Here is a 23,039-nt window from a genome sequence, read left to right as displayed (position 1 = left end):
CAAATGAGCAAAATTGATGAAATGCGATCCGGTTTTGAAACTGCATATATAGACGGGGCTGTTGCATCTGGTAGTACATATCGTCCTAGATTTGTATCAAACAATTACAAAAAAGGGAAAAAGGTTCTTTCATCCATAGAAGATGAGCTTTTGGCATGCGACCGTTTTCAGATTAGTGTAGCTTTTATTACTATGAGCGGTATCACTCCATTGCTTCAGACACTAAAAGAACTTGAAAAAAGAAATATTCCAGGTGAAATTCTGACTACTAATTATCTGAATTTCAGCGAACCAAGAGCTTTGGAGAAACTTAATTCATTATCTAACATTACTTTGAAAATGTTCGATGTAGAAAGAGCAGCCGAAGGCTTCCATACAAAGGGATATATTTTTAAAAAAGACGAAATATATCGCATTATAATTGGAAGCTCCAATATCACCAGCGCTGCACTTACCAGTAATCGTGAATGGAACACCAAGCTGATTTCAACAGAACAAGGCGAAATGGCGAAAGAAATTGTTGCTGAGTTCAGAGAATTATGGAACTCATCCTATGCCCTATTTTACGATGAATTTTATGAAAATTACAAAGAACGTTATAAGATAATAAAGCATCAAAGAGAAATTGCCAAAGAACAAGAAATTACTTCAATTGAAAGCTATAAATTGAAACCCAATAGTATGCAGGTGAAATTTATTACTAATCTGCGAAAAATTGTTGAATTAGGAGAGAAAAGAGCACTCTTGATTTCTGCAACAGGAACGGGAAAAACTTTTGCTTCGGCTTTTGCGATGCGAGAATTAGGTTACAAACGAGTACTGTTCCTGGTACATAGAGGTCAATTAGCAAGACAGACGAAAAAATCTTATGAAAAGGTCTTTGGAAAATCTGTTTCCATGGGACTTGTAGGAGCTGGTTATTATGAATATGATGCGGATTACATTTTTGCTACAGTTCAAACGTTGAATCGTAATGAGCATTTATTTCAATATGAAAAGGATGCATTTGACTGTATTATTCTGGATGAGGCTCATCATGTTCCAGCCAATACTTATCAAAAAGTGATGAAACATTTTACTCCAAAACTTTGGCTTGGTATGACAGCAACTCCGGATAAAAGAGATGACAATATGGAAGACAGAAACGTTTATGAGCTTTTCAATTATCAGATCGCATACGAGATTCGGCTTCAACAGGCAATGGAAGAAAATCTGCTTTGTCCGTTCCATTATTTTGGAATAACAGATTTATCAATTATTGGTGATGCTGAAAATGCCAGTAGAGATTTTTCTATGCTGACAAGTGATGAGAGAGTAAAACATATTATCAGCCAAGCTGATTACTATGGTTGCAGTGGAGAAAAAGTCAAAGGACTAATCTTTTGTAGCAGTATAAAAGAAACAGAGGAACTGTCTGAGAAATTTAATCAAATAATGAATCCTTCTACTGGACGTAAGTTTAGAACAATAGCGCTTAATGGGAATGCTTCTGAATCGGAAAGACAAGCTGCTTTTGAAAGATTGGCAATGAACGAGGATGAAGCAACAGATGACAACCAGCCATTAGACTATATTTTTTCTGTTGAAATATTAAATGAAGGTGTGGATATTGTTGAAGTTAATCAAGTTATTATGCTTAGACCAACACAGTCCCCAATTGTTTTTATTCAACAACTTGGACGAGGTTTGCGAAAAGCCAAGGGAAAGGAATATGTAGTTATTCTGGATTTTATTGGAAATTATAATAACAATTTTATGATTCCAATTGCGCTATCAGGGGATAGAACTTACAATAAAGACAATATTCGTAGATACATTATGGAAGGCGGAAGGATAATTCCAGGAGCTTCTACCGTACATTTTGATGAGATTAGCCGGAAAAGAATTTTTGCATCTGTAGATAATGCAAACTTCAGTGATATTAAGCTTATCAAAGAAAATTACACGAATCTGAAGAATAAGCTTGGAAGGATTCCAAACCTTCGTGATTTTGATGATTACGGAGAGATGGATGTTATTCGGATTTTTGACAATAACAGTCTTGGTTCCTATTACAAATTCCTGGTGAAATATGAAAAAGAATATAAAGTTCGGTTGTCCTTGGATGAGGAAAAGGTAATTGAATTTGTATCTAAGAAATTAGCAAATGGAAAACGTATACAGGAACTTCAACTGTTAAAACGGATGCTCACGTATTCTCATGGGTTTCCTAAATTAGGCCTCTTTGCAGAGCTTTCCAAAGATATGAAATCATATGGAAAAGAACTTAGCCAGGATCAAAAAGAAAATATTGTAAATGTGATGACAAATGAATTTCCTGCTGGAACAGGTAAGAAGACCTATTCTCAGTGTGTGTTTATTGAAGAAGCTGGAAATGATTATAAACCAACGAAATCGTTTGTGGAAATGTTATCAAATGATGATTTTTATAATATCCTTAAAGAATTGGTTGATTTTGGAATAAACCGCTACGAAAGAGATTACAGGAATAGTTATGCTAAGACTGATTTGGTTTTATATCAAAAATATACTTATGAAGATGTTTGCCGCTTGCTGAATTGGGCACAAAATGAAGTGCCTTTAAATATTGGTGGTTACAAGTTTGACAAAAAGACAAAAACATTTCCTGTATTTATCAATTACGATAAAGAAGAAAATATTAGCGATACAACCAAATATGAGGATCATTTTATTCCTGGTTTTCGAGATCACTTAATCGCAATTTCAAAGTCTGGAAGAAATTTGCAATCAGAGGACGTGCAGAATTTCTTAAAAGCGAAAGAGCGGGGAATCCAAGTGGAACTTTTTGTACGAAAAAACAAAGATGACAAAATTTCTAAAGAATTCTATTATCTTGGCCCTATGACTGCAAGTGGAAAAACGAAAGAATTTAAAATGGCAAATACAGAAAAAACAGCAGTGGAGATAGAGTGGATTCTTGATGTACCTGTAAGAGAAGATATTTATGAGTATATTGTGAATTCATGATGAGGAGAAGATTATGAAAACAGTTAGAGTAGTTGCAGCCGTAATAAAAGCTGTTAATGAAAAAAGCGAACCCATTATTTTTGCAACCCAACGTGGCTACGGTCCCTTAAAAGGCGGCTGGGAATTTCCCGGTGGAAAAATAGAACCTGGCGAGACACCGCAGGAAGCGTTAAAACGTGAAATTATGGAGGAACTTGATACAGAAATTGCAGTGGGAGAGTTAATTGATACCATCGAGTATGACTATCCAGATTTTCACCTTTCCATGGACTGCTTTTGGTGCGAGATTGTGAAAGGGGATCTTGTGTTAAAAGAACATGAAGCCGCAAAATGGCTGACGAAGGAAAAAATGGGAGATGTAGAATGGCTGCCAGCGGATGTGACGGTGATTAAGGCGATTAGCGTAAGAATGTAAGAACAAGGTGGAATATGTGGAATGATATAGCAAATATATCGGCTATTGCTACTTTGCTTTTATTTGTATTTTATTTTCTTGGACGATTGTGACGCACATCTTGCAGAAAGCCTTTTTAAACATGCTCTAGGAATTTTGCACCTTATATTGGATTTACGGAAGCAGAGGTAAAGACGCTTACCGAGAAATATAACCAGGATTATGAGAAGAAAATAACGGGAGGGACCCACCATGGGACATTTCTATTTCATCCGACACGGGCAGACCGTGTGGAATGTTGAGAACAAAATATGCGGGGCTACAGACAGTCCGCTTACAGAATATGGACGCGAGCAGGCAAAGGAGACGGGACAGAAGATTCTTGCGGAGGGGATTAAGGCAGATGAAATCCTCTGCTCACCGCTTAGCAGGGCGGCAGATACGGCTCAGTTGATTTCGGAAATGACAGGGATTCCATACAGGGTGGAACCAAGGCTGATTGAGCAGAATTTTGGAAAATGGGAATCCACTCCCCGGGATGGGAAGGATTTCAAGAAAGCAAAGGAGTTTTTTGCATGCAGTCATAAAGGTGGAGAATCCACACTCAGGCTGGCGCAGAGAATCTATAATCTTCTTGATGAAATAAAAGCAGAGTCCGATAAAAAGACCTACATCCTGGTTGCTCACAACGGAATCGCCAGAGTGGTACAGTCCTATTTTACGGATATGACAAATGAGGAATATGCTGCATTTGGAGTAAAAAACTGTGCTGTGGTTCGATATGATTTTAAATGACAAAAGAATATTCGGAATATGAATGGTTATTTTGAAACGGTAAGTAATCTTGAGGTAATTAAGCCGGAAAAGAAACGAATAACTCTGCGCCATTATCCTGATTAAAGAGGCAAACGAAGGAGAACAGGGAAAAGAGACTGGAGAAAAACTAAATGATAGTTAATAAGTGTTCGGAAATTTTATTAGCAAAATCAAAAAAACTATACGGGAACTACCGGGATAACTGTACAGTTGTCCAGAGAATGCTGGAAAAATATAAAAAGTTATATCCTAATATTTCTGATTATTCTATAATGCATTTTATCGATATTGCAGAATTTTGTGATATGATAATGGATAAGCAGAAACTGAAAAATCTGAATGAAGATGAGTGCTACTGTCTTTTGTCCGCAGCGCTATTTGCACATATTGGATTTGGCTTAAATCAGGAAATTATGAATAGATATGTGGACAAGCTTGGAATTCAGAAGCAGACAGAAGAGCTTACGTTCTTTCAGGTTATGAGTAAATATCATGTTTTGTTCAGTGCATGCCTGTTGGAAGAATACGGCGATATATTTGAATTTCCATCAGATCTGCATAAATATGCCATAATCCGTATGCTTCACTTTATCGGTGAAAATGGTACAGCACCTGTTCAGTTAGAAGAAGCTTTGGTGTTGAACAATCAAAATGTTATCAGGCTGAAGGAACTGGCAGCTGTGTTAGCTGTTGGAAACCAGCTGGCAGAACTAAAAAATGCAAATATTGATTTGAGCTATGACAAGTTCGACAAATATAATTCCGAAGAAATCGTTGGATTTGTTGAAAGAAACGTGGTAAGAAGTATTAAGGTAAAAGATGGCAAGCTGGTGATAGAAGCAGGCGGTTCGGATTCGGCTTATACACTGATTGAGCGGAAGGTAAATTTAATTATTGATAATTTCGGGAAAATTGTCAGTAGTCTGTCTGACCGGTCAGACTACAGTTTGAATCTTTTTTCCATTGTTTCCATAGAGCTTCACCGCCTTCCGTCTGCGGAAACAGCTGAAAAAATCTATCTGAACAAAGAAATCGAAGAATCATGGACAGATAAGGACAGGGAACTGTTTCAGAAGCTTTCTCCTGAGGAAAGAGTGTTTTATGCCGATTATTTATCCACAGAATTCGAGACAACCAAATTCCTTATAGAGTTCGCGAAAACCAACAAAGCCGTACTGGAAGGATTAGAGTACAGAGTGAAATCACCGAAATCCTTGTACAATAAGCTTTATCAGAGAGTAGAGAAATCCTTCTTTGATTCGCTGGCGGATGTAGTCCGTTATACGATCATACTGGATCCAGAAGATTATGTAGAACAGATCCGTTCTGTTATAACGGCTTTGTCTGAGAAAAACTGGAAAATTTATGCATTAAAAAATTATTGGACTAATGACGGTTTTCCATACAATGGCGTGAATACCAAATTTAAAAATCCGCGCAACTACCGAATTGAAATCCAGTTTCATACAAAGGAAAGCTTTGATGTGAAAATGAGCAAGGAAGACCACGACTTGTATGAGCAGAGAAGAGTCCTTGAGCCTGGATGTGATGAGTATAACAGGATATTGCAGCTGCAGCTGAACTTATATTCTAATATGGAGTATCCAAAAAACATTGCACTTTTAGATAATATTTGAACAAATTAAGGAAAAGGGGAAGAAATATGTTTTCTTTAAAAGAAAAAGAAGTAAATACTGGACGCCAGAGAGAGCTTGACCTGGTAAAAGGCTTTCTGATGATCATGATTGTATTTATACATTCCTTTCAGACAATTGCAGGTGCAGCAGCGGCAGAGTCAAGTGTACATAAAATTATGTTTGCCCTGTTTATGCCTACCGGAGCCTGCTTATATCTGTTTACCATGGGTTTTGGAAGTGTTTTTACACGTCATTCCCAGCCAAAGGACATGGTCAGAAACGGTATAAAACTGTTGATTTACCAAGGCATAAGCAATTTGTGCTATGCGGCAGTCATGACGGTCAGTTACGCCATAAGAAATTCCATTACAGGGGAAGTGGCAGGCAGCAGGGAAGTATTTGAAGCAAGTCGGTATTCCATGCTTACATTTGTGAATATCTTTTTCATATCCGGTATGTGCTACCTTGTACTTGCTTTGTACAGGAAATTTAATGTAAAACTTGGCGGTTACATAATAAGTGCATTGATAGTGGGAATCGTAACACCTTTTACCAAACTGCTGGTTTCTGATAATCAGGCACTTAACTGGCTTCTGGATATGACCTTTGGGGGAAAAGGTGAGACAAGCTTCTGCTTTTTTCCATATCTGAGTTATGTATTTTTAGGATATGTTTTTGCAAAAGTAATCAGAAGAGTACCAGAGGATGAAAAAGGAGCTTTTTACAAAAAGAGCGGTCTGGTATGCGGAATCGTAGCGGCAGCCTGGTTTGTAATCTGCATCGTAATGCATCCGGGTGTTGACGGATTCTTTAATTATATGATCGAACAGTATCGAACTCCCGGACTTGTGAAAGTAGTGGGAACCTTCTGCAGCATTATCCTTGTATTTGCAGTGGCATTTTTTCTCATGCCGATTATAGAAAAATGGAAATTTGTTTACAATAAGCTGTGCTATTATTCCAGGCAGATATCCAAAATGTATGCAGTGCATATTGGAGTATATTGGACGATTGCTGGTTTTGCAGCTTTTTACGAATTTAGTGTAAGAGATTGTCTGATTTTGTCAGTCGTTGTGCTGATCGTAACAGATCTACTTGTGCAGGGATATCTGAAACTGACAGATAAGCTAAAAGGATAAAAATGGAACAATACTATTATAATCATATGAACAAACCCCAGCAGGCTGCTTATCACAGCATTTTTGTCGGGGTGAAAAATCTATCGGATGAAATTCAGGTTCCGGCACTTTCCGGAGAGGAGCTTTACAATATTTTTTTCCAGATGAGGCTGGACCATCCGGAAATATTCTGGGTAACCAATTTTAAATATCGTTACTACAAAGATTCGCCGAACCTGATTTTCATACCGGAATATCTTTTTGAGAAAAACAAGATCCGGGAGCATCAGAAGGCTCTGACAGCCAGGGTAGAGAAGCTTGTCCGCCCGGCACAGAAGATGTCTGAGTGGGAAAAAGAGAAATATGTGCACGATTTTATCTGCGAAAATGTCCGTTATGACAAACTGAAAAAAGCATATTCCCATGAGATCATAGGTCCTCTTGGACAGAGCGTCGGGGTATGCGAGGGCATTGCGAAAGCGGTGAAGGTTCTTCTGGATGCGCTGGGAGTATGGTGTGTGATCGCAATTTGCGGTAACAATCCGGAAAAAGGAATCAAATACCGGCACACCTGGAATATTGTAAAGATAAATGGCATATATTATCATTTAGATGCCACTTTTGATAACAGTCTGGGAAAAGATCACGAAAACACGGAAATCCGCTATGACTATTTCAACCTGGATGATCAGCAGATCTTTCGCGATCATGAGCCCTTGATCGCACCTGCGCCTCATTGCAATGATCATGATCATTTTTACTACAAAGAGAAGAAATTATCATTTACCAAACAGGAGGATGTATACAAGCGGTCTTTGCAGGCTGCTAAGAAAGGAAAGGTGCTTGTTTTTCACTGGCGGGGTGGATACCTGACAAAAGAAGTATTAAATGAGCTTCTTGACCTAATCCGCAAAGCAGGCATGGAAAAAGAGAAAAACGCAATGGTCAGCATAAACTGGCCTCAGGCAGTTCTTCGCGTCCAGTATGCTGACATACAGGTACAGGAGAGTGTTATGCTGGAGGAAGCGAATGAAGGGGAGAAGGATTGATGAAATGACCCAAGGAATTTTGTGCTGAAACTGTCCAGGTTACTGTTCAGAAAAAATTAAAACATTGTTGAAAGAATTCTATTGTTATATGATTTCGTAAGTGATATACTTAAACACAAGAAGAACCGTGTAAAATTATAGTTTACTTTTTGCGCGGTTTCTTATATATGCAGTGGTTAGTTTAAACTAACAAAAAGACGGTTTGAAAGATTATAGCGAAAATATAATCAACAAGCTATAGAACTGTTACTATACCGCTGAAGAGAATTATTTTTGCTATATATATGAAAAATTTTTCGATTATACAAGGAAGGAAAATGTAATGCTAATGAATATTTTTGAAGGTATACTGATTCCGTTTGTTGGAACAACACTAGGTGCAGCATGTGTGTTTTTTATGAGAAAAACACTTAGCAAGTCAGTGCAACGTGCACTTGCAGGGTTTGCAGCAGGTATAATGGTTGCTGCTTCAATCTGGAGTCTTCTGATTCCGGCAATTAAACAATCTGAGAATATGGGAAGATTATCATTTGTTCCGGCAGTTGTTGGGTTCTGGATTGGTATTTTGTTTTTACTAGCGCTCGATCATTTGATTCCACATCTTCATGTTGGAAGTGATCAGGCAGAGGGACCGAAAAGCAAACTTGGCCGTACTACGATGATGGTGTTGGCAGTTACGTTACATAATATCCCTGAAGGTATGGCAGTTGGTGTTATGTATGCAGGATTTCTTGCTGAAAATGCACAGATTACAGCAACAAGTGCACTCGTTTTATCACTTGGAATTGCCATTCAGAATTTTCCGGAAGGAGCGATTATATCCATGCCGCTTAGGGCAGAGGGCGAAAGCAAGGGAAAGGCATTTCTCGGAGGTGTACTTTCAGGAGTGGTTGAACCGATTGGAGCAGTACTGACGATTCTTGCTGCACAGCTGGTAATCCCGGCATTACCATATTTACTGAGCTTTGCAGCAGGAGCCATGTTATATGTTGTGGTTGAAGAACTAATTCCGGAAATGTCGCAGGGACAGCACTCGAATATTGGTACGCTTTTCTTTGCACTTGGATTTAGTTTGATGATGATCCTAGATGTGGCATTAGGGTAAGAGGCGAGAAATGATTCTTAACGATTATGCTGGCAGTTACATTTGAAAGCAGTTTTGGAGATAAATTTATGTATCAACATGCTATGAAGGCACCAGATGAAATGAGGGAATTGCATAAGCAGTTTTATGCTTATATGAAAAGAATGAAGAAATGCGGATGCAAGGCGAAAAGGTACAGTGATTGGAGAAAAAAGCATGAAAAATGAAGAATATAAAAAATGTCAATTAAAGAATTTACAAAAGCAGCAGGAAGATATGAAAGTAGCCATGCTGGTATTTACGAAATGTGCAAGAAAGATTATCCGGATCCACAGGCATTTTTTGACAGTGTGAAGAGATGTCTTCGCCCAAATGGAAGGTTGGTTCTTAGAGATGTGAACAGTGACAACAAAGTATTGGTATGGCTAATGAATACATTGGAAATGCCGTTGGCAAATATATGCGGACATGGAGATGTCCAGGTGCCAACAAGAGATGTGGTCATAAAATGTTGCAAAAAAGCAGGATTAAAAGTAGAAAAATTTGAAATTCGTAAAGGTATGCGAATGCATTGTGTTGTGAGAAAACCTATGGGAAAGGCGATAGGAAATGAAAGATAAGTATCTTAGGGAAACACGAATGGTTGATTTTTCTAATCCGGCAATTCAAAAACTTATTCAAAATATGAAATGGAAGGAAATGGGTGAATTTGAAAGGATTAAGGCAATCTACAACTATGTAAGAGATGATGTTTTATTTGGATATAATATTGATGACGGAATTTCAGCTTCAAAAGTACTTGCAGATGGTTATGGACAATGTAATACAAAAGGAACTTTATTTATGGCACTTTTACGTGCCTGCAATATTCCATGCAGAGTACATGGTTTTACGATTGATAAAGGACTGCAGAAAGGAGCTATGACCGGGTTTGTTTACCGTAATGCTCCAAAAAATATTTTCCATAGCTGGGTAGAAATTAATTTTGAAAATCAGTGGTACGAACTGGAAGCTTTCATTTTGGATAAAACCTATATAAAGAAGTTACAGGAACGAAATCCGGAATGTAGAGGTGCATTTTGTGGTTATGGAGTAGCAGTCAAGGATTTCAGAAATCTCATTATTGAGTTTGATAGGAACAATACTTATATTCAGAGCGAGGGAATCAATCAGGATTTTGGTGTTTATGATTGTCCAGATGAACTGTTGAAGGAACATCATCAAGAAATTTCAGCCTTTAAAGCATTTGCTTATAGACATATTGGAAGACACCTCATGAATCGTAATATCAGGAAGATCAGAGAACGATAGTTTTGAACTTTTAGAATTAAAATTAAATTTGGAGGGTAATATGGCAGACAAAATACAAAATGCTTATGAAACATCAAAAAATATATATGACGATGTTCTTACGCAAAGAAATATTTTCAGTAAACTGTATATTAAGTTATTTTGGAGTGGCACTGATGATAATGATATAGCACGAAAAGTTTTAGCATATGTTCCTGATGACTTTTCAGGAAATCTTCTTGATGTTCCAGTTGGAACTGCTGTATTTACGGAAAACAAATGGAGTTCCTTGAAAAATGCACATATTACTTGCCTTGATTACAGCATAGATATGCTTGACCAAGCCAGAAAAAGACTTGGTAGTCATGCACATATCAAATGTATTCAGCGGAAAAGATACTGGCAGCGCCTCCCGTAATCATCAGGGGTAACTTTCATCTTCTCACCCCCTTTCCGTGGGGAGTGAGCAGGATGATCCTGTCCGTTGTCAGGGGCCTATGCTGGCCCTGGTCTGCTGACCGCCTCCTTTTCCATCTGATTTTTTGCCGGAAATGACAATCCGCGAAAATCGACAAAAATCGCCCGGCAGGTCGTAAACCTACCGGGCGACGATTTGAAGCGTTTTGTTGTTTTGAAGATTCCATAAAGATTTGAAAAATGGACGGACATAAAAGACGTCCATTACACTATCGGAAAATCAGCAAGGAAGTTTCATAGTAACCTTTGCGCCGCCGGTTTCTTTTGAATTTTCTAAAATAAGCTGACCATTATGTTGTTCCATAATCGAATTTGTAATATATAGACCCATACCAAAGTGTAACTTTGAATTGCGGCTTTGATCGCCCATATAGAACCGTTCCTGTGCGTGGCATAATGCCTCTTTAGAAAACCCCGTTCCCTCGTCTGTGACTGAAATTTCCACGAAACCGTTGTTACTCTGAACATCCACATAAAGCGTTCCGCCTTGCGGGGAGTAGTCCAGCCCATTACTGATAACATTCATAATAGCACGTTCTATCAGCACCCTATCAAATTTCAGCATTTGAGGGAGTGAAACAGTATTCATTTGCAGCCGGATTTCTTTTGTCCGGCATAGTGATTCCATATAACCGAACAAGTGCTGCATGAACGCTGGCAAGTCTATACTTTCAATATGGAGCTGATAACCAACCGCCGCCCGTGATATATCAATCAGGGTTTGAATATATGACTGCATCTGGCCGGAGCTTTCAACGACGTAACCAGCGTATAATCGTTGCTCATCATCAAGATTTGTTTCTGTGAGTAAATCAGCATTTCCTTGAATAACCGTCAGAGGCGTTTTCAAATCATGGGCAAGCGCGGCGATTTGCTCTTTCTGTGTCTGTTTGGTTTTCCATTGCCGTTCTAACGAAATTTTCAGATTATCTTTCATATCTGAAAAAGATGCAAGGACATCTTCAAACTCTTTGATTTTGGCGTGTCCTACTTCAAAATCAAGGTTTTGCTTTGAAACCTCCGCAGTTGCTTCAAAAAGCGGGGTCAGTTGTGTACGCAGGTTCTTAGCAAATCTGGCGGTCAGTATGATAATGACCAGCAGCGAATTTACAGCCATCAGGATAAACGCAAGCGTGTCAGGAGATGGAAAATATTCCGGTAGCCATGACACTGTAAATTGAGAACCAATATAATACCTTAAAACGCAAAATTCGTTTTCCCGGACAACAAGTGCAAACTGCCTCCCCGTAGCATATTCAATATATTCTCCCTTTGCGTACAGCAGGGCAATTTCTTTTTCATCATCGTCCATATTGCTGTAAAGCTCATTAAAGTTCTTGTCCAGAATTAAGTAGCCGCATCCCTGTGGAATCACAACCTTTGTAATATCCGGGGCAATCGTCAGCGTTGGAATGATCTCTTTTACCTGCAATTCACTTAGATTTGCTCTTGTAGCTAATCCAGCATTTACAGCAAGTCCTTCCAAACCAGAAGGGACAATAATTGCCGCTACCAGCATGACAATGAGGGAGATAGCAAACTGGCGAAACAATATTTTCAATGTAGGTTTCTTTTTCACTCCCATTTATATCCTATCCCCCATACGGTGCTGATCGGACTTATTTTGAAATGCTCCAATTTCGCACGAATATTTTTTATATGCGTTGAGATCGTAGAGTTATCGCCTATTCCATCAAACCCGAAAACGGCTTCATAGATTTGTTCTTTTGTAAAAACCTGTCCCCGGTTTTTCGCAAGGTATTCACAGATTGAATACTCGCTTTTGGTAAGGGGAACCGGCTGTTCTGAAACATACAGTACCTTTGCGGAAAGGTCAAATCTTATATCAGGCTCAAATGAAAGTATGCTGTGATGCTCCCTTTTTTCTCTGCGTAAATGTGCCGCGACACGGGCGCGAAGCTCCTGAATACGAAAAGGTTTCGTAATATAATCATCCGCACCGATGCCCAATCCAAACAATATATCTTCCTCTAATGTCTTTGCGGTCAGAAAGAGAATCGGGCAGTCTACCATATTCCTGATCTGTTTGCAAAACTCAAACCCGTCTGTGCCAGGCATCATCACATCCAAAAGAATGAGGTCATAGAAATGCAGCTTTTTGATGTCTACATCATCCGCATTTTGACAGACTGTTATCAAATATCCATCTTTCCCCAAACTGTTCTTAATCAATTCCAAGATAGAAACTTCATCGTCAACTACAAGTAAGTGGGTCAAAAAATCACCTCCCGCCCCATTATACCACATTGTCGAGGTTACTCATCATTATTTTTAATGTCAGCTTTCCGATATTCATTGTTGATATTTACAGCTACGGCATTGCTTATATCCACATCCACAATACTGTAAACGTAGCCGAAACTGAAATCTTCCCCCGCCACATTTTTGAAGCGTTTCGATACCTGCCCGATTTCTTCTTGCAGTTCTGACATTTCAAGACATTCATCCGTTATGGTATATGTCAGGCCGTTATATGAAATTTCATCATAGTTTGCGGCGTTCAGCTCATAATACGGCAGAGATTCATTTAACGCCTTATTTTTATCGGCGGTATCGCGGAGCGCACCGCAGGCCGATAAGCATATAAGACTTACAAGCACAATTACCACGGCAAACAGGCACTTTTTATTCACTGTTTTTACCTCCCTCCCAACCATGAAACCAAACCAAACTGGCAATCAGCAGACAAACAGTGCAGCATACAGAAATAATCATACCGCTGAAAAAATCGGTTTTTACCTGTGCATACAGTTGGGGGCTATCCCATGCAAGCACAGTGTAATCCATAGCACGAACGCCCCAGGCCCAGGGAATATATTTCCATGTAGCGTCACCAAGCCCTGTTATCATAAGGGCAGCTATTAAACTCCCTGCAATTCCCAATCCCATAGATGCACCTTTTCCGAAGCTCATTCCCACAAACAAATGAATCAGGTAAATGGGAAGCATGGTAATCAACAATAGAATCCCTGCTTTCAGGTAAAGGCTTGCCGGAGCATCCCTATATAGTGCAGCGAATGTTCCTAACGCTAAAAATGTTGCGCCAAAAGCACAGATCATCAGAAAACCAAGTTTACCAATATACGTTGCCATGCGAGATGGGATTGTTCCCAACAAAAGCTGATAATGCCCGGCCTGATTTTCGATCTGAACAACCAGGCCCACAATAATGCCGATCAGAAACGGGAACGCAACGGCCAGCACTTCCAGATAGGCACTGATTTTGGTTGCCAGTTCCCATCTGGATATATGATAGTAACCCGCAAAAATCGCCGCACATATAATCGGAATCATGCTGTGCATATAGAGCAAAATGCTATGTTTACACTTCTGATATTCTGCTTTCCAGCAGCGAACCACAGATACCATAGTTACCCCACCTCCTTTTTCTCAAACCATCTTGCAGTTAAAAATGACAGCGCCGCAAACCAGGCCAGCGAAATGACCAATACAAGTATAATCATCCAAAATGCCATTGCCGTACTCTGATCTGCAACCGGCTCACCATTAGGCAAAATACTTAACACGGAAATCATAAGATGTGGCACCCAGCTATACGGGCAGATCATCCACAAAGAGGTTGTAGCCGTGAAAATCCCTAAAACGCTTCCAAGTCCGGCATTAAGAATAACCGTGACAAAGATACCAACTTTTTTTGATAACCATAAGCACAGCGGAACTTCCCATAGGCTTGCAATGACAATACAAGCTGTTCCGGCCGCAGCCTGCCAAATTCCGATTGTCAGGGGAATTTCGTTGATAACTAATATTGCAAAACCGCCCAACAGATTTAGCGCCAGGAAAATGAAATTCCCCACACAGGAGTAAATACCGGCCACTCCAATTTTTGCTTTCCAGACTTTGTTCTGCGAAACAGGCAATGAAGCAACGGCACGATATTTTAGTTTGCCATTATCCCGCTGTTCAATCAAGGCACAGGTGAGCGTAAGGAATCCAGGATAAAGCAGGATATACCACCAATTATAAGAATTGAGCTGGAACCAAAGAGGGGCAAAAAAGTTCATAAGCGCAGTTACAAACGGGGCCAGAACGATCAGCGTTTTTGTGAAAGTTCTCTTATGCTTTAGGTTCTCTGCCTGAATATATGCCATCTCCATTTAATATCCCTCCTTACCATTTCTGCGAATAACATCCATAAAGAGTTGTTCCAAATCTTCACCGGCGCGAAGCTCTCCCTCATATCCAAGGACGCCGCCAGCAATGATACCCACATGATCTGCAATCTGCTGGACTTCTGACAGAATATGGCTGGACAAAATAACTGTAATCCCTTTGCAGGGAAAAGAGCGAATTAACTCTCGAAGTTCCTCAATCCCTAAAGGGTCAAGGCCGTTAGTCGGTTCATCCAGAATCAAAAGCTGGGGACTGTTCAGCAATGCAATAGCAATACCAAGCCGCTGCTTCATACCAAGAGAAAACTGCCCGGCCCGTTTCTTGCCGGTATTCGTGAGCTGGACAATTTGCAATACCTCGTTAATTCGTGCATCGTCCAGGCCGAGCAATGTAGTTCTGACTTTGAGATTTTCGTATGCAGTCAGATTTTCGTAAAGCGGGGGCATCTCAATCAAAGCACCGATATGCTCCAGATCATTCCGCTTCCACGGGTGGCCGTCAAACTCGATGCTTCCCGATGTGGGGCGTAAAATGCCGGTGAGCATTTTTAAGATCGTGGATTTGCCAGCCCCATTCGGCCCCAGCAGACCATAAACCGAGTTGCGCCGGATGTTCAGTGACACATTGTTTACCGCCATTTGCCCCTTGAAATTTTTGCAGAGGTCAGTCGTTTTCAAAATCATATCCATATAATCAAGTCCTTTCTTTGATTTTACGGATAGCATACCGGGCAATTTTGAAGATTTCATAAAGATTCCCGAAAACAGAATATGAACAATACACCGTAACCGTGGAGCATATCGCAACAAAGCACCAACCTACGCATTTAGGGCCTTAAAAAGCCCTATATTTCAAGGTTTTTCCCGCATAGTCGGCGGGGTATGTGAGTGTTTTATCCTATCCCCGCCATAGTGCCGCTCTAAATGCGTAGAATTTACCAGCAGAAAATCGCCGGTTTCTCTGGCTCCATACTCTCAGATATGGTATCATGGAAAAAATCAATCTGACGGGGGTATCAGGATGGACGGACAAGAAAAGCTGCTGGACTATGAAACAATCAAAGCCGCCGTTGCCGGTGAGAAGTGGGCCACAGAAAAGGTGCTGGCCCACTATGCGGACTACATCGACGAGCTTTCCACGGTGGAGATCAGGCAGCCGGGCGGCAAAGTGAAAAAAGTCATTGACGAGGATATGCGGCAGCACATTTCCTTAAAGCTGCTGGAAGCGTTGCCGAGCTTCCCGCTGGAACAAGAATAACGATCAAGAGGGCTGCACCCTCTTACGCCGCTTTGCGGCTATCACCTGCACACCCCCGAAACAGATACACCCGCTGCGCGTCTGTACCTGTTTCGGGGGCTAATAATGACTGTAACCTACGCCTTTCGGGGCTGATAACCGCCAGTTTCAAGGCTTCTCCCGCACGTTTGCAGAGGTGGGCGAATACTTTATCCTATCCCCGTCAATACTGGGTCCTAAATGCGTAGGAACAGGCAAAAAGAAAAGACGCCGGACGCAAGCGTCCACATATCCCCGTCCATACCCGGCATGGCTGCGGTGATCTTGCCTATCGTCCTGCGTCGGTCTGCGTTGTGGTACATACAGATCAAATTTTCTTCTTCCACGGTAAAGTGCATCATTCCTCATACCTCCAATTCATTTTTCTTGGTTCTGGCCGCCGCCTTTTTCGGGCTGGTGGCCTGTTTGCTGTCGGCAAGCTGCTTGCGGATAGATGGCCGGGGCTTGCGAATACTCACATCACGGCGCTCATCTTTGTTAATCATGGCATATACCCCGTAGCGGACATATGAAAACAATGTTGAATCGAATGGTTTCTAAATTCCAAACTTGCAGGAACCGTATTTTGCGGAGGTGCAGATGCTGTTGGCGCAATACAGGGCAATCCGGCATTAAAAGAGGCTTATGGGATGGGAAAAAAGTTTAAGGGGATGTATATGCAGAAGTGCGGCTTGAGGGACGGATCACTGGTCCCGGTAACTGCATTGCTTGCGCAAGGATTAACGGATTCTTCTTTCCGTTACCATTTGGAAAGGCAGACTGTTAAATCATGGAACAAAACAGGAAATCAGTGAATAGGTAAACTCTTTATAAACAACAGTATTATGGAGGTATACAGAAAATGGGAAAAATAATACAGACAGCAGGAAAAAATACACTTGGTAAATTCGCACCGGAATTTGCACATTTTAACGATGATGTACTTTTCGGCGAAAACTGGAATAACCAGGATATCGACGTAAAAACAAGAAGCATTATCACAGTGGTTGCTCTGATGGCTTCCGGAATTACGGATTCTTCTTTAAAATATCATCTTCAAAATGCAAAAAATCATGGTGTGACACAAAAAGAGATTGCGGCAGTGATCACACATGCCGCATTCTATGCAGGTTGGCCAAAAGCATGGGCTGTTTTCAATCTTGCAAAGGAAGTGTGGGAAACAGGCGAAGGAGATTTGCCATACGAAGAGGAAGGGATGCGTGCGCATGCAAAAGAGATGGTATTTCCAATCGGTGTATCAAATGATGGCTTTGCACAGTATTTTTCCGGCAGAAGTTTTCTTGCACCGATTTCTACTTCTCAGGTTGGAATTTTCAATGTGACATTCGAACCTGGATGCAGAAATAACTGGCATATCCATCATGCAAAAAGTGGAGGTGGACAGATTCTGGTATGCGTTGCCGGAAGAGGATATTATCAAGAAGAAGGCAAAGAAGCTGTAGAAATGAAGCCAGGCGACTGCATCAATATTCCGGCAGAAGTGAAACACTGGCATGGCGCCGCACCAGATGAATGGTTTAGCCATCTTGCAATAGAGGTTCCGGGCGAAAATGGTTCTAATGAATGGCTTGAACCAGTAAGTGATGAAGAATATGGGAAATTATAATAGGAAGGTGAATGAAATGTTTGATAGAAATATTGAATTGAATAATGGAGTAAAAATTCCACAGCTTGGTCTTGGAACCTGGTTTATTGATGATGATAAGGTTGCTGACGCTGTAAAAGCAGTGGTAGAGATTGGATATAGACATATTGATACTGCACAGGCATATGGTAATGAGCGTGGCGTGGGCAAAGGTTAATCAGTGCGAAGACAGATATGTAGAGGGAAATCGAGCATCATGGAAAGCTCTTGAGGATGTAACGGACGAATTGAAAGAATAGAATCAGATGGCGTGGATACAAGCTATGAACAACATTTACAATCGGGCGGAAGAGATTGTGATTCATTAGTTGGTTCTGTAATAAAAAGTAAAATAAGCAAGACTGGATGTTATTTATACATTATGTGAATTGGAACCAGCTCGGAAACGGGCTGGTTTCTTTATCGGCAAAATTGCCGCTAAAACTTATAACAAGGTTTTGCTTAAAAATGAGCAAAAAAGGAAAAGTATGCCTTGTAAAACAGATTTTTGATTTACAAGGATAGTTTGGTATTTAATTAAAGATAAATGATGCCGAAAACGGCAAAAACATAAGATGTAAGCAAAGATGAATGTTTGATAATTTGCCGATAATGTGATATACTATATAAAAGTGTAAATTTTGATTTGAATTATAACGGAGGAGAACAGATGCGATACCTTTCAGTTACTGAAATAGCAAAAAAGTGGAATGTTTCAGAGCGCAGCGTCAGAAATTATTGTGCACAGGGACGTGTACCAGGTGCATTTCTTACCGGTAAGACTTGGAATATTCCTGAAAATGCAGAAAAACCGGAGCGCTCAAACAAAAAGAAAGAGCAGCCAGTTACTTTGCTGGATATTCTGCAAGAGCAGAAAGCAAGTAAGTATTCTGGCGGCATTTACCATAAGACACAGATTGATTTAACATACAACTCCAATCATATTGAGGGCAGCCGTCTGACCCATGATCAGACCAGATACATCTTTGAAACCAACACCATAGGCGTAGAAAACGAAGTGCTGAATGTGGATGATGTGATTGAAACAGCAAATCACTTCCGTTGCATTGATATGATTATTGATAATGCAAAAGCGGCTTTAACAGAAAAGTTTATTAAAGAACTACATTTGATTCTGAAAAATGGAACCAGTGATTCCAGAAAAGATTGGTTTGTTATTGGTGATTACAAGAAATTGCCGAACGAAGTTGGCGGAATGGAAACAGCATTTCCAGAAGAAGTTGCCGATAAAATGAAAGCTCTGTTGACTGAGTACAACGGAAAAGAAGAAAAGACTTTTGAGGATATTTTGGATTTTCATGTGAAGTTTGAACAGATCCATCCATTCCAGGACGGCAACGGTCGTGTAGGACGTCTGATTATGTTTAAAGAATGTTTGAAATACAATATTGTGCCGTTTATTATCGAAGATAATCTGAAAATGTTCTATTATCGTGGACTGAAAGAATGGAACAATGAAAAAGGTTATCTGACAGATACCTGTCTGACCGCACAGGATAAATATAAAGCATATTTGGATTATTTTAGAATTGTTTATTAAAAGCGATTTCTATAAGTCCTTTTCAAAGTGTCATCTCACACTTTGGTTTGAGGAAAATCATTAGATGAGAGGTACAGCAATGACTGGTGAAAAATTTACATTAATGCAGTATTCGGTTCACGCAATTCTTGGACTGATTGATGCAGAAGATTTTGTTATTCCTGAAATTCAGCGTCCATTTGTATGGAAGCGCAGTCAGGTTAGAGATTTAATAGATTCTTTATATAATGGCTATCCTACTGGCTACATTATTACTTGGAAGAATCCAGATGTAAAAACTAAAGCTAGGTGTCATGACACTGGCAGTGTTTGCTTCTTTTGGGGTGTAGCCTGCAAAGCAGGCTATGCAAAAGCTATAAAACATAAATGGAACTGTGAGAAGTGGTTGAGAATATAATCCTGATAGCGTATAATCAGAGCAAGAAATCGTAAATTTGTTCTTTCAGATCAGATTGAAAACGGTCAGCATGTTGCTGGCCGTTTTCTTCTTCGATATAATCTGCAATGTCGGTGACATCGTAAATTGCTTCCCAGGTTAAAATAATTTTATATTCTTGCATTTCTTCGTGCATCCCTTAATTCTGTGATTTTGCGAAAAGCATCTTCCAGTGGCAATTCACGACCAGCTTCCATATCATCAATTCCCCGGTCTAACATGCGGAGAAGATGATTGTTTTCCTGGTTTTTATCGGTTGTAGGGACTTTTTTTGTTAATTCCATGAAATCACTCCAATCATACGGTTTATAAATAGTGTATGTTGTTCAGAAGTATCTATCCATAGTTTAGCATAGAATGGGCAGCAATACAATTGAATTATTTTGCAGGAGCGTCCGTCAGACCAAGAAGATTTTCGCAGGAAACATTAAATACTTCGGCCAGTGCGACAACTTCGTAGTCGGGAACGAAACGGTTCAGGAGGAACATTTAAAGCGCGTACCAGTTTTCTGATTTTATGAAAACTGGGAACTCGGCCCCCATTTTCAATTTCCTTTAAATATCGGCTGGACATTTCTGCTTTTTCAGCTAATTCCTCATAAGTCAATTTTTGCTCGTGTCGGGCGTTCTTAAAAAACAATTCCAGTTCTTTATCTGTTTGTTTTAGCATATAATACACCTCCATGTTTAGTGTATAGTTCCCTTTCTTGAAAGAAAATGAACTAATATTTCACTAAAAAAGAGGGTGATATTTCACTTTTTAAAAGACATATAAAATTCTAAATTTCCGTAAAACAGATCCGGAGTATTGGAAAGATTAAGAATTATATTGTCTGGTATCATATCCGTCATTACGTGACGGATTGATTGCTGAAGCACTGCAGACACTTACTGAAAAGAAAAGGAATGTTGTGTTATTATCATATTTTATGGATATGAGTGATGCAGACGTTGCCAGAGAAATGAATCTTGTACGCAGCACAATTAATGAGCATCGTAGACGATCACTGGAACTGATGAGAAAAAATATGGAGGAATCTGCAAATGAAAAAAAGTAAAAAACAGAAATGCGCATTTGATTTGCTGCCATTCCATGTTATTGAGGCAGCATCAACTGGTGATACTGAGGAAATCCAGGCAGTGTTGAAGCATTATGAAGGGTACATAACAGTTTTAGCTACCAGAAAAATGTTTGACGAATTTGGACAGGTGCATTACTGTGTAGATGAAACTCTGCGTCAACGCCTGGAAGCAAAACTGATTACTAAGACCTTGGGATTTGATACGAAATCATATGTAAGGAAAAGTAATCAGTAAAGGGAGTATTTAATATAGATTCCTTTTCCCCTTCAGGAATTTTTGTACCTTGAAAATTGTATATTGTTTTACATACAGGACGTGAAGATATGTAGAGCCACTAGGTAAATCCGCCATGATATATATGCTCTGCTAATGGAGTAAATACGAAGAAATGCTGAAATATAACATTGAAGTAAAGGTATGGAGCGAGAAGAATTTGACAAAATGTGCAGCAGCTGCACAGGGCGACGAAGCATATCTGTAATAATGATACTTCCAGAAAAGATCTGGTCATATTTAATGACGGTGCAAAAACGATGTGGGCAGAGTACTGAACTGCCACCTGTATTGTAATTTTATCTGCCGATGACAGTATATAAAATTGTAAATTGTCATGGGCAGATAAAAATGTTTTGTCCAAAGAGAAAAGGAGGAGAGAAGAGTGGCGATTAAAATTGAAAAAGGTAAGATTCCAATTTGGGAAAAATATATGCTTACGGTGGATGAAGCAGTGCAATATTTTGGAATAGGTGAAAAGAAAATAAGGATGCTTATTTCGGAACATCTAAATTCAGAATGTTGCTTTACAGTCCAGGTGGGGTGTAAGTCGTTGATTAACCGTAAGAAATTTGAGGCCTTTCTGGATCAGACTACGTCTTTGTAAAAAATATACGAACAATTTAGTGCTTTAAAGTGGAAATATTAGCCCTGGTATGATATAATTCCTATATCGTGCTAGAGCCTGTTTGAAAAATCATTCCCGCAATCTGCACGCCCCACTTTGCGGGAGATTTCACCCGAATTCGGTTGCCGTAGCCCGCTACGGCGCCCTCATCCGAGCGAAATCTCCCACAAATTGTGACGCACATCTTGCAGAAAGCCTTTTTCAAACACGCTCTAGGAAGAGATGAATAGGATTGCAAAACCGGCATAGTATGATAAAATAATAGAAAAAAATTAAAAATAATCTGATTATAAGGTTCTTAGGAAGCCTGTTTTCCAGGCTGGTTATTACTAAGAAGTTACTAAATTTGGATAAGAAAATATACGAATTTATGCTGTGATATACAGGAAAATGACAGGATTGAGGATTATCGGAAAATATCTGTAAACAGCGTAAATACAGCATTTCAAGGAGTTTTAAGCAATGATAAGAGTGTTATTTGTCTGCCACGGCAGGATTTACTGTTCGTGAGAAAAAGTCTTAAATCGTCTTAAATACTTCTATAAATAGCATTTCTTGTGTTCAATTCTCGATTTTACCAATGATTTACCAATATTTCTGGAGAGTCAGACTTGCAGAAACAACAAACCAGAATGAGGAGATTAAAAATATGAGCGGATTAAAGAAACACATTTATGAAGAGAAAAACGGACTGCATTACACTCTGAATGGAGATTATTATTTACCAGATTTGAAATTGCCGGAGGAACACCGCCCTATCGGAAAGTACGGACGGATGCACCGGGAATATTTAAGAGAAGTCCACCCAGCCAGATTGAATACATTGACCCTGACAGGGGAATTATGGACATATCTTGCAGATCTGAACGAACAGGCACAGAAGCGATTAGATACAATCATAGAGCAGATGAAAGCTGCTGAGGGGGTCACAGAAGAATTAAAGAGTATCTGTCAGATGGAATGGGTGCAGCGTTGCAATAACATTCACAATCGGGCAGAAGAAATTGTTTTGCATGAGATGATTTATTCATAACGGTATGGTAGAATGATTATGATAAATCGTTAAGGAAAGAATCGAAGGTGGTGCAAACGAAAAAGCAGTATGGAGACTTTTCATTAACTGCCCTTTC

The 23,039-nt window shown here is 39.7% G+C and carries 29 protein-coding genes and 4 pseudogenes; 21 read left to right on the top strand and 12 right to left on the bottom strand.

The genetic code is table 11. The features are described from left to right. Positions 1-3: 3 nt before the first annotated feature. The 10 genes from ABHC48_RS15140 to ABHC48_RS15095 all read left to right on the top strand — a co-directional run bounded on the left by ABHC48_RS15140 (position 4) and on the right by ABHC48_RS15095 (position 10,794). Entirely contained in the window at positions 4-2,988 is a 2,985-nt protein-coding gene (locus tag ABHC48_RS15140; RefSeq protein WP_195700106.1) for a DEAD/DEAH box helicase, read from the top strand. Between the two features lie 13 nt (positions 2,989-3,001). Next, a complete protein-coding gene (locus ABHC48_RS15135) occupies positions 3,002-3,403 on the top strand; it encodes a (deoxy)nucleoside triphosphate pyrophosphohydrolase (protein ID WP_195700105.1) in 402 nt (133 codons plus the stop codon). A 231-nt stretch (positions 3,404-3,634) separates the two neighbouring features. Next, positions 3,635-4,177: a histidine phosphatase family protein gene (locus ABHC48_RS15130; RefSeq protein WP_195700104.1), complete on the top strand. Its 543-nt coding sequence runs from the start codon at positions 3,635-3,637 to the stop codon at positions 4,175-4,177. 152 nt (positions 4,178-4,329) lie between these two features. Then, on the top strand, positions 4,330-5,835 hold the full coding sequence (locus ABHC48_RS15125; protein WP_148462466.1) for a hypothetical protein: 1,506 nt from the start codon (positions 4,330-4,332) through the stop codon (positions 5,833-5,835). A 26-nt stretch (positions 5,836-5,861) separates the two neighbouring features. After that, entirely contained in the window at positions 5,862-6,974 is a 1,113-nt protein-coding gene (locus ABHC48_RS15120) for a heparan-alpha-glucosaminide N-acetyltransferase domain-containing protein (RefSeq protein WP_173735511.1), read from the top strand. A 2-nt stretch (positions 6,975-6,976) separates the two neighbouring features. Further along, positions 6,977-8,002 carry a transglutaminase domain-containing protein gene (locus ABHC48_RS15115; RefSeq protein ID WP_195700103.1) on the top strand — a complete coding sequence of 342 codons (1,026 nt, stop codon included), beginning with the start codon at positions 6,977-6,979 and terminating at the stop codon, positions 8,000-8,002. Between the two features lie 322 nt (positions 8,003-8,324). Next, complete coding sequence (locus ABHC48_RS15110; protein WP_195380191.1) at positions 8,325-9,107, top strand: ZIP family metal transporter; 783 nt, start codon at positions 8,325-8,327, stop codon at positions 9,105-9,107. A 218-nt stretch (positions 9,108-9,325) separates the two neighbouring features. Next, positions 9,326-9,706, top strand: a complete 381-nt coding sequence (locus ABHC48_RS15105) for a class I SAM-dependent methyltransferase (RefSeq protein ID WP_226840933.1) — start codon at positions 9,326-9,328, stop codon at positions 9,704-9,706. Further along, the gene (locus ABHC48_RS15100) at positions 9,696-10,397 is read left to right on the top strand and encodes a transglutaminase family protein (protein ID WP_195700102.1); all 702 of its coding nucleotides are present in this window, start codon (positions 9,696-9,698) and stop codon (positions 10,395-10,397) included. The genes ABHC48_RS15105 and ABHC48_RS15100 overlap by 11 nt, the downstream gene beginning before the upstream one ends. A 40-nt stretch (positions 10,398-10,437) precedes the next feature. Then, positions 10,438-10,794 carry a hypothetical protein gene (locus tag ABHC48_RS15095; protein ID WP_204453886.1) on the top strand — a complete coding sequence of 119 codons (357 nt, stop codon included), beginning with the start codon at positions 10,438-10,440 and terminating at the stop codon, positions 10,792-10,794. A 279-nt stretch (positions 10,795-11,073) separates the two neighbouring features. On the opposite strand, the gene ABHC48_RS15090 is transcribed toward ABHC48_RS15095, so the two are convergent. Genes ABHC48_RS15090 through ABHC48_RS15065 form a run of 6 tightly spaced genes read right to left on the bottom strand, consistent with a single transcriptional unit; the run spans position 11,074 to position 15,697 of the window. Beyond that, positions 11,074-12,438: a HAMP domain-containing sensor histidine kinase gene (locus ABHC48_RS15090; protein WP_195700101.1), complete on the bottom strand. Its 1,365-nt coding sequence runs from the start codon at positions 12,436-12,438 to the stop codon at positions 11,074-11,076. After that, complete coding sequence (locus ABHC48_RS15085; protein ID WP_173716263.1) at positions 12,429-13,091, bottom strand: response regulator transcription factor; 663 nt, start codon at positions 13,089-13,091, stop codon at positions 12,429-12,431. The genes ABHC48_RS15090 and ABHC48_RS15085 overlap by 10 nt, the downstream gene beginning before the upstream one ends. A gap of 38 nt (positions 13,092-13,129) precedes the next feature. Next, entirely contained in the window at positions 13,130-13,507 is a 378-nt protein-coding gene (locus ABHC48_RS15080) for a NisI/SpaI family lantibiotic immunity lipoprotein (RefSeq protein WP_025580194.1), read from the bottom strand. Then, positions 13,500-14,243, bottom strand: a complete 744-nt coding sequence (locus tag ABHC48_RS15075) for a lantibiotic immunity ABC transporter MutG family permease subunit (protein WP_025580193.1) — start codon at positions 14,241-14,243, stop codon at positions 13,500-13,502. Before ABHC48_RS15075 ends, ABHC48_RS15080 begins: the two co-directional genes overlap by 8 nt. A gap of 2 nt (positions 14,244-14,245) precedes the next feature. Then, the gene (locus ABHC48_RS15070; RefSeq protein ID WP_195700100.1) at positions 14,246-14,992 is read right to left on the bottom strand and encodes a lantibiotic immunity ABC transporter MutE/EpiE family permease subunit; all 747 of its coding nucleotides are present in this window, start codon (positions 14,990-14,992) and stop codon (positions 14,246-14,248) included. Next, positions 14,993-15,697 (bottom strand): lantibiotic protection ABC transporter ATP-binding protein, encoded by a 705-nt coding sequence (locus ABHC48_RS15065; protein ID WP_025580190.1) that lies wholly within the window; start codon positions 15,695-15,697, stop codon positions 14,993-14,995. It lies immediately after the preceding gene. A 331-nt stretch (positions 15,698-16,028) separates the two neighbouring features. Here ABHC48_RS15065 and ABHC48_RS15060 point away from each other — a divergent pair, with 331 nt between their 5' ends. Next, on the top strand, positions 16,029-16,265 hold the full coding sequence (locus ABHC48_RS15060; protein WP_118064609.1) for a helix-turn-helix domain-containing protein: 237 nt from the start codon (positions 16,029-16,031) through the stop codon (positions 16,263-16,265). Positions 16,266-16,519: 254 nt separating this feature from the next. Here the strand turns inward: ABHC48_RS15060 and ABHC48_RS15055 are convergent. Both ABHC48_RS15055 and ABHC48_RS15050 read right to left on the bottom strand, forming a co-directional pair. Beyond that, positions 16,520-16,642: pseudogene (locus ABHC48_RS15055) on the bottom strand (transposon-transfer assisting family protein); the annotation flags it as partial. A gap of 6 nt (positions 16,643-16,648) precedes the next feature. Further along, complete coding sequence (locus tag ABHC48_RS15050; protein ID WP_021651320.1) at positions 16,649-16,789, bottom strand: hypothetical protein; 141 nt, start codon at positions 16,787-16,789, stop codon at positions 16,649-16,651. Positions 16,790-17,145: 356 nt separating this feature from the next. On the opposite strand from ABHC48_RS15050, the gene ABHC48_RS15045 reads away from it, so the two are divergent. The 5 genes and pseudogenes from ABHC48_RS15045 to ABHC48_RS15025 all read left to right on the top strand — a co-directional run bounded on the left by ABHC48_RS15045 (position 17,146) and on the right by ABHC48_RS15025 (position 19,886). Further along, the gene (locus ABHC48_RS15045; protein WP_195700099.1) at positions 17,146-17,910 is read left to right on the top strand and encodes a carboxymuconolactone decarboxylase family protein; all 765 of its coding nucleotides are present in this window, start codon (positions 17,146-17,148) and stop codon (positions 17,908-17,910) included. A 16-nt stretch (positions 17,911-17,926) separates the two neighbouring features. Beyond that, a complete protein-coding gene (locus tag ABHC48_RS15040) occupies positions 17,927-18,106 on the top strand; it encodes an aldo/keto reductase (RefSeq protein WP_334285714.1) in 180 nt (59 codons plus the stop codon). Positions 18,107-18,158: 52 nt separating this feature from the next. Beyond that, positions 18,159-18,257, top strand: a pseudogene (locus tag ABHC48_RS15035) (TnpV protein); the annotation flags it as partial. Between the two features lie 341 nt (positions 18,258-18,598). Then, positions 18,599-19,489 carry a Fic family protein gene (locus tag ABHC48_RS15030; RefSeq protein ID WP_187566383.1) on the top strand — a complete coding sequence of 297 codons (891 nt, stop codon included), beginning with the start codon at positions 18,599-18,601 and terminating at the stop codon, positions 19,487-19,489. A gap of 64 nt (positions 19,490-19,553) precedes the next feature. After that, entirely contained in the window at positions 19,554-19,886 is a 333-nt protein-coding gene (locus ABHC48_RS15025) for a DUF262 domain-containing protein (protein WP_233456069.1), read from the top strand. Between the two features lie 16 nt (positions 19,887-19,902). Here ABHC48_RS15025 and ABHC48_RS15020 read toward each other — a convergent pair whose 3' ends face one another. The 3 genes from ABHC48_RS15020 to ABHC48_RS15010 form a co-directional block, all read right to left on the bottom strand. Further along, positions 19,903-20,049: a hypothetical protein gene (locus tag ABHC48_RS15020; RefSeq protein WP_243271427.1), complete on the bottom strand. Its 147-nt coding sequence runs from the start codon at positions 20,047-20,049 to the stop codon at positions 19,903-19,905. After that, positions 20,036-20,209 (bottom strand): hypothetical protein, encoded by a 174-nt coding sequence (locus tag ABHC48_RS15015; RefSeq protein ID WP_005426514.1) that lies wholly within the window; start codon positions 20,207-20,209, stop codon positions 20,036-20,038. The genes ABHC48_RS15020 and ABHC48_RS15015 overlap by 14 nt, the downstream gene beginning before the upstream one ends. 143 nt (positions 20,210-20,352) lie before the next feature. Beyond that, entirely contained in the window at positions 20,353-20,595 is a 243-nt protein-coding gene (locus ABHC48_RS15010) for a helix-turn-helix transcriptional regulator (RefSeq protein WP_226837646.1), read from the bottom strand. Positions 20,596-20,836: 241 nt separating this feature from the next. On the opposite strand from ABHC48_RS15010, the gene ABHC48_RS15005 reads away from it, so the two are divergent. The 3 genes from ABHC48_RS15005 (at position 20,837) to ABHC48_RS14995 (ending at position 21,888) form a co-directional block, all read left to right on the top strand. Continuing rightward, positions 20,837-20,983, top strand: coding sequence for a hypothetical protein (locus ABHC48_RS15005; RefSeq protein ID WP_334285713.1), 147 nt, complete (start codon positions 20,837-20,839; stop codon positions 20,981-20,983). Beyond that, positions 20,970-21,242 (top strand): helix-turn-helix domain-containing protein, encoded by a 273-nt coding sequence (locus ABHC48_RS15000; protein WP_173716270.1) that lies wholly within the window; start codon positions 20,970-20,972, stop codon positions 21,240-21,242. Before ABHC48_RS15005 ends, ABHC48_RS15000 begins: the two co-directional genes overlap by 14 nt. Before the next feature lie 424 nt (positions 21,243-21,666). After that, entirely contained in the window at positions 21,667-21,888 is a 222-nt protein-coding gene (locus ABHC48_RS14995) for an excisionase (RefSeq protein ID WP_021650362.1), read from the top strand. A 61-nt stretch (positions 21,889-21,949) separates the two neighbouring features. On the opposite strand, the pseudogene ABHC48_RS14990 reads toward ABHC48_RS14995, so the two are convergent. Further along, positions 21,950-22,054 (bottom strand): annotated as a pseudogene (locus ABHC48_RS14990) (DUF6783 domain-containing protein); the annotation flags it as partial. Here ABHC48_RS14990 and ABHC48_RS14985 point away from each other — a divergent pair. Further along, positions 22,031-22,135: pseudogene (locus ABHC48_RS14985) on the top strand (DUF6783 domain-containing protein); the annotation flags it as partial. The pseudogenes ABHC48_RS14990 and ABHC48_RS14985 sit on opposite strands and share 24 nt — an antisense overlap. A 423-nt stretch (positions 22,136-22,558) precedes the next feature. Then, positions 22,559-22,942, top strand: coding sequence for a TnpV protein (locus tag ABHC48_RS14980; RefSeq protein ID WP_025579824.1), 384 nt, complete (start codon positions 22,559-22,561; stop codon positions 22,940-22,942). Positions 22,943-23,039 lie beyond the last annotated feature (97 nt).

Source organism: Ruminococcus sp. 1001136sp1, from assembly GCF_039841815.1.
Lineage (GTDB): Bacteria > Bacillota > Clostridia > Lachnospirales > Lachnospiraceae > Blautia_A > Blautia_A faecis.
The sequence above is the reverse complement of the archived record's forward strand: the minus strand, read 5'-3'. Positions and strand labels throughout refer to the sequence as shown.

Bases quoted from the DNA above. Each gene is read 5' to 3' on its own strand.
- ABHC48_RS15125 (WP_148462466.1), top strand. From the start codon at position 4,330: ATGATAGTTAATAAGTGTTCGGAAATTTTATTAGCAAAATCAAAAAAA.
- ABHC48_RS14980 (WP_025579824.1), top strand. From the start codon at position 22,559: ATGAGCGGATTAAAGAAACACATTTATGAAGAGAAAAACGGACTGCAT.
- ABHC48_RS15015 (WP_005426514.1), bottom strand. From the start codon at position 20,209: ATGGAATTAACAAAAAAAGTCCCTACAACCGATAAAAACCAGGAAAAC.
- ABHC48_RS15115 (WP_195700103.1), top strand. From the start codon at position 6,977: ATGGAACAATACTATTATAATCATATGAACAAACCCCAGCAGGCTGCT.
- ABHC48_RS15065 (WP_025580190.1), bottom strand. From the start codon at position 15,697: ATGGATATGATTTTGAAAACGACTGACCTCTGCAAAAATTTCAAGGGG.
- ABHC48_RS15000 (WP_173716270.1), top strand. From the start codon at position 20,970: ATGAAAAAAAGTAAAAAACAGAAATGCGCATTTGATTTGCTGCCATTC.
- ABHC48_RS15100 (WP_195700102.1), top strand. From the start codon at position 9,696: ATGAAAGATAAGTATCTTAGGGAAACACGAATGGTTGATTTTTCTAAT.
- ABHC48_RS15095 (WP_204453886.1), top strand. From the start codon at position 10,438: ATGGCAGACAAAATACAAAATGCTTATGAAACATCAAAAAATATATAT.
- ABHC48_RS15010 (WP_226837646.1), bottom strand. From the start codon at position 20,595: ATGCTAAAACAAACAGATAAAGAACTGGAATTGTTTTTTAAGAACGCC.
- ABHC48_RS15045 (WP_195700099.1), top strand. From the start codon at position 17,146: ATGGGAAAAATAATACAGACAGCAGGAAAAAATACACTTGGTAAATTC.
- ABHC48_RS15025 (WP_233456069.1), top strand. From the start codon at position 19,554: ATGAGAGGTACAGCAATGACTGGTGAAAAATTTACATTAATGCAGTAT.
- ABHC48_RS15140 (WP_195700106.1), top strand. From the start codon at position 4: ATGAGCAAAATTGATGAAATGCGATCCGGTTTTGAAACTGCATATATA.
- ABHC48_RS15135 (WP_195700105.1), top strand. From the start codon at position 3,002: ATGAAAACAGTTAGAGTAGTTGCAGCCGTAATAAAAGCTGTTAATGAA.
- ABHC48_RS15110 (WP_195380191.1), top strand. From the start codon at position 8,325: ATGCTAATGAATATTTTTGAAGGTATACTGATTCCGTTTGTTGGAACA.
- ABHC48_RS15030 (WP_187566383.1), top strand. From the start codon at position 18,599: ATGCGATACCTTTCAGTTACTGAAATAGCAAAAAAGTGGAATGTTTCA.
- ABHC48_RS15020 (WP_243271427.1), bottom strand. From the start codon at position 20,049: ATGCAAGAATATAAAATTATTTTAACCTGGGAAGCAATTTACGATGTC.
- ABHC48_RS15130 (WP_195700104.1), top strand. From the start codon at position 3,635: ATGGGACATTTCTATTTCATCCGACACGGGCAGACCGTGTGGAATGTT.
- ABHC48_RS15075 (WP_025580193.1), bottom strand. From the start codon at position 14,243: ATGGTATCTGTGGTTCGCTGCTGGAAAGCAGAATATCAGAAGTGTAAA.
- ABHC48_RS15040 (WP_334285714.1), top strand. From the start codon at position 17,927: ATGTTTGATAGAAATATTGAATTGAATAATGGAGTAAAAATTCCACAG.
- ABHC48_RS15090 (WP_195700101.1), bottom strand. From the start codon at position 12,438: ATGGGAGTGAAAAAGAAACCTACATTGAAAATATTGTTTCGCCAGTTT.
- ABHC48_RS15070 (WP_195700100.1), bottom strand. From the start codon at position 14,992: ATGGAGATGGCATATATTCAGGCAGAGAACCTAAAGCATAAGAGAACT.
- ABHC48_RS15105 (WP_226840933.1), top strand. From the start codon at position 9,326: ATGTCAATTAAAGAATTTACAAAAGCAGCAGGAAGATATGAAAGTAGC.
- ABHC48_RS15060 (WP_118064609.1), top strand. From the start codon at position 16,029: ATGGACGGACAAGAAAAGCTGCTGGACTATGAAACAATCAAAGCCGCC.
- ABHC48_RS15050 (WP_021651320.1), bottom strand. From the start codon at position 16,789: ATGATTAACAAAGATGAGCGCCGTGATGTGAGTATTCGCAAGCCCCGG.
- ABHC48_RS15120 (WP_173735511.1), top strand. From the start codon at position 5,862: ATGTTTTCTTTAAAAGAAAAAGAAGTAAATACTGGACGCCAGAGAGAG.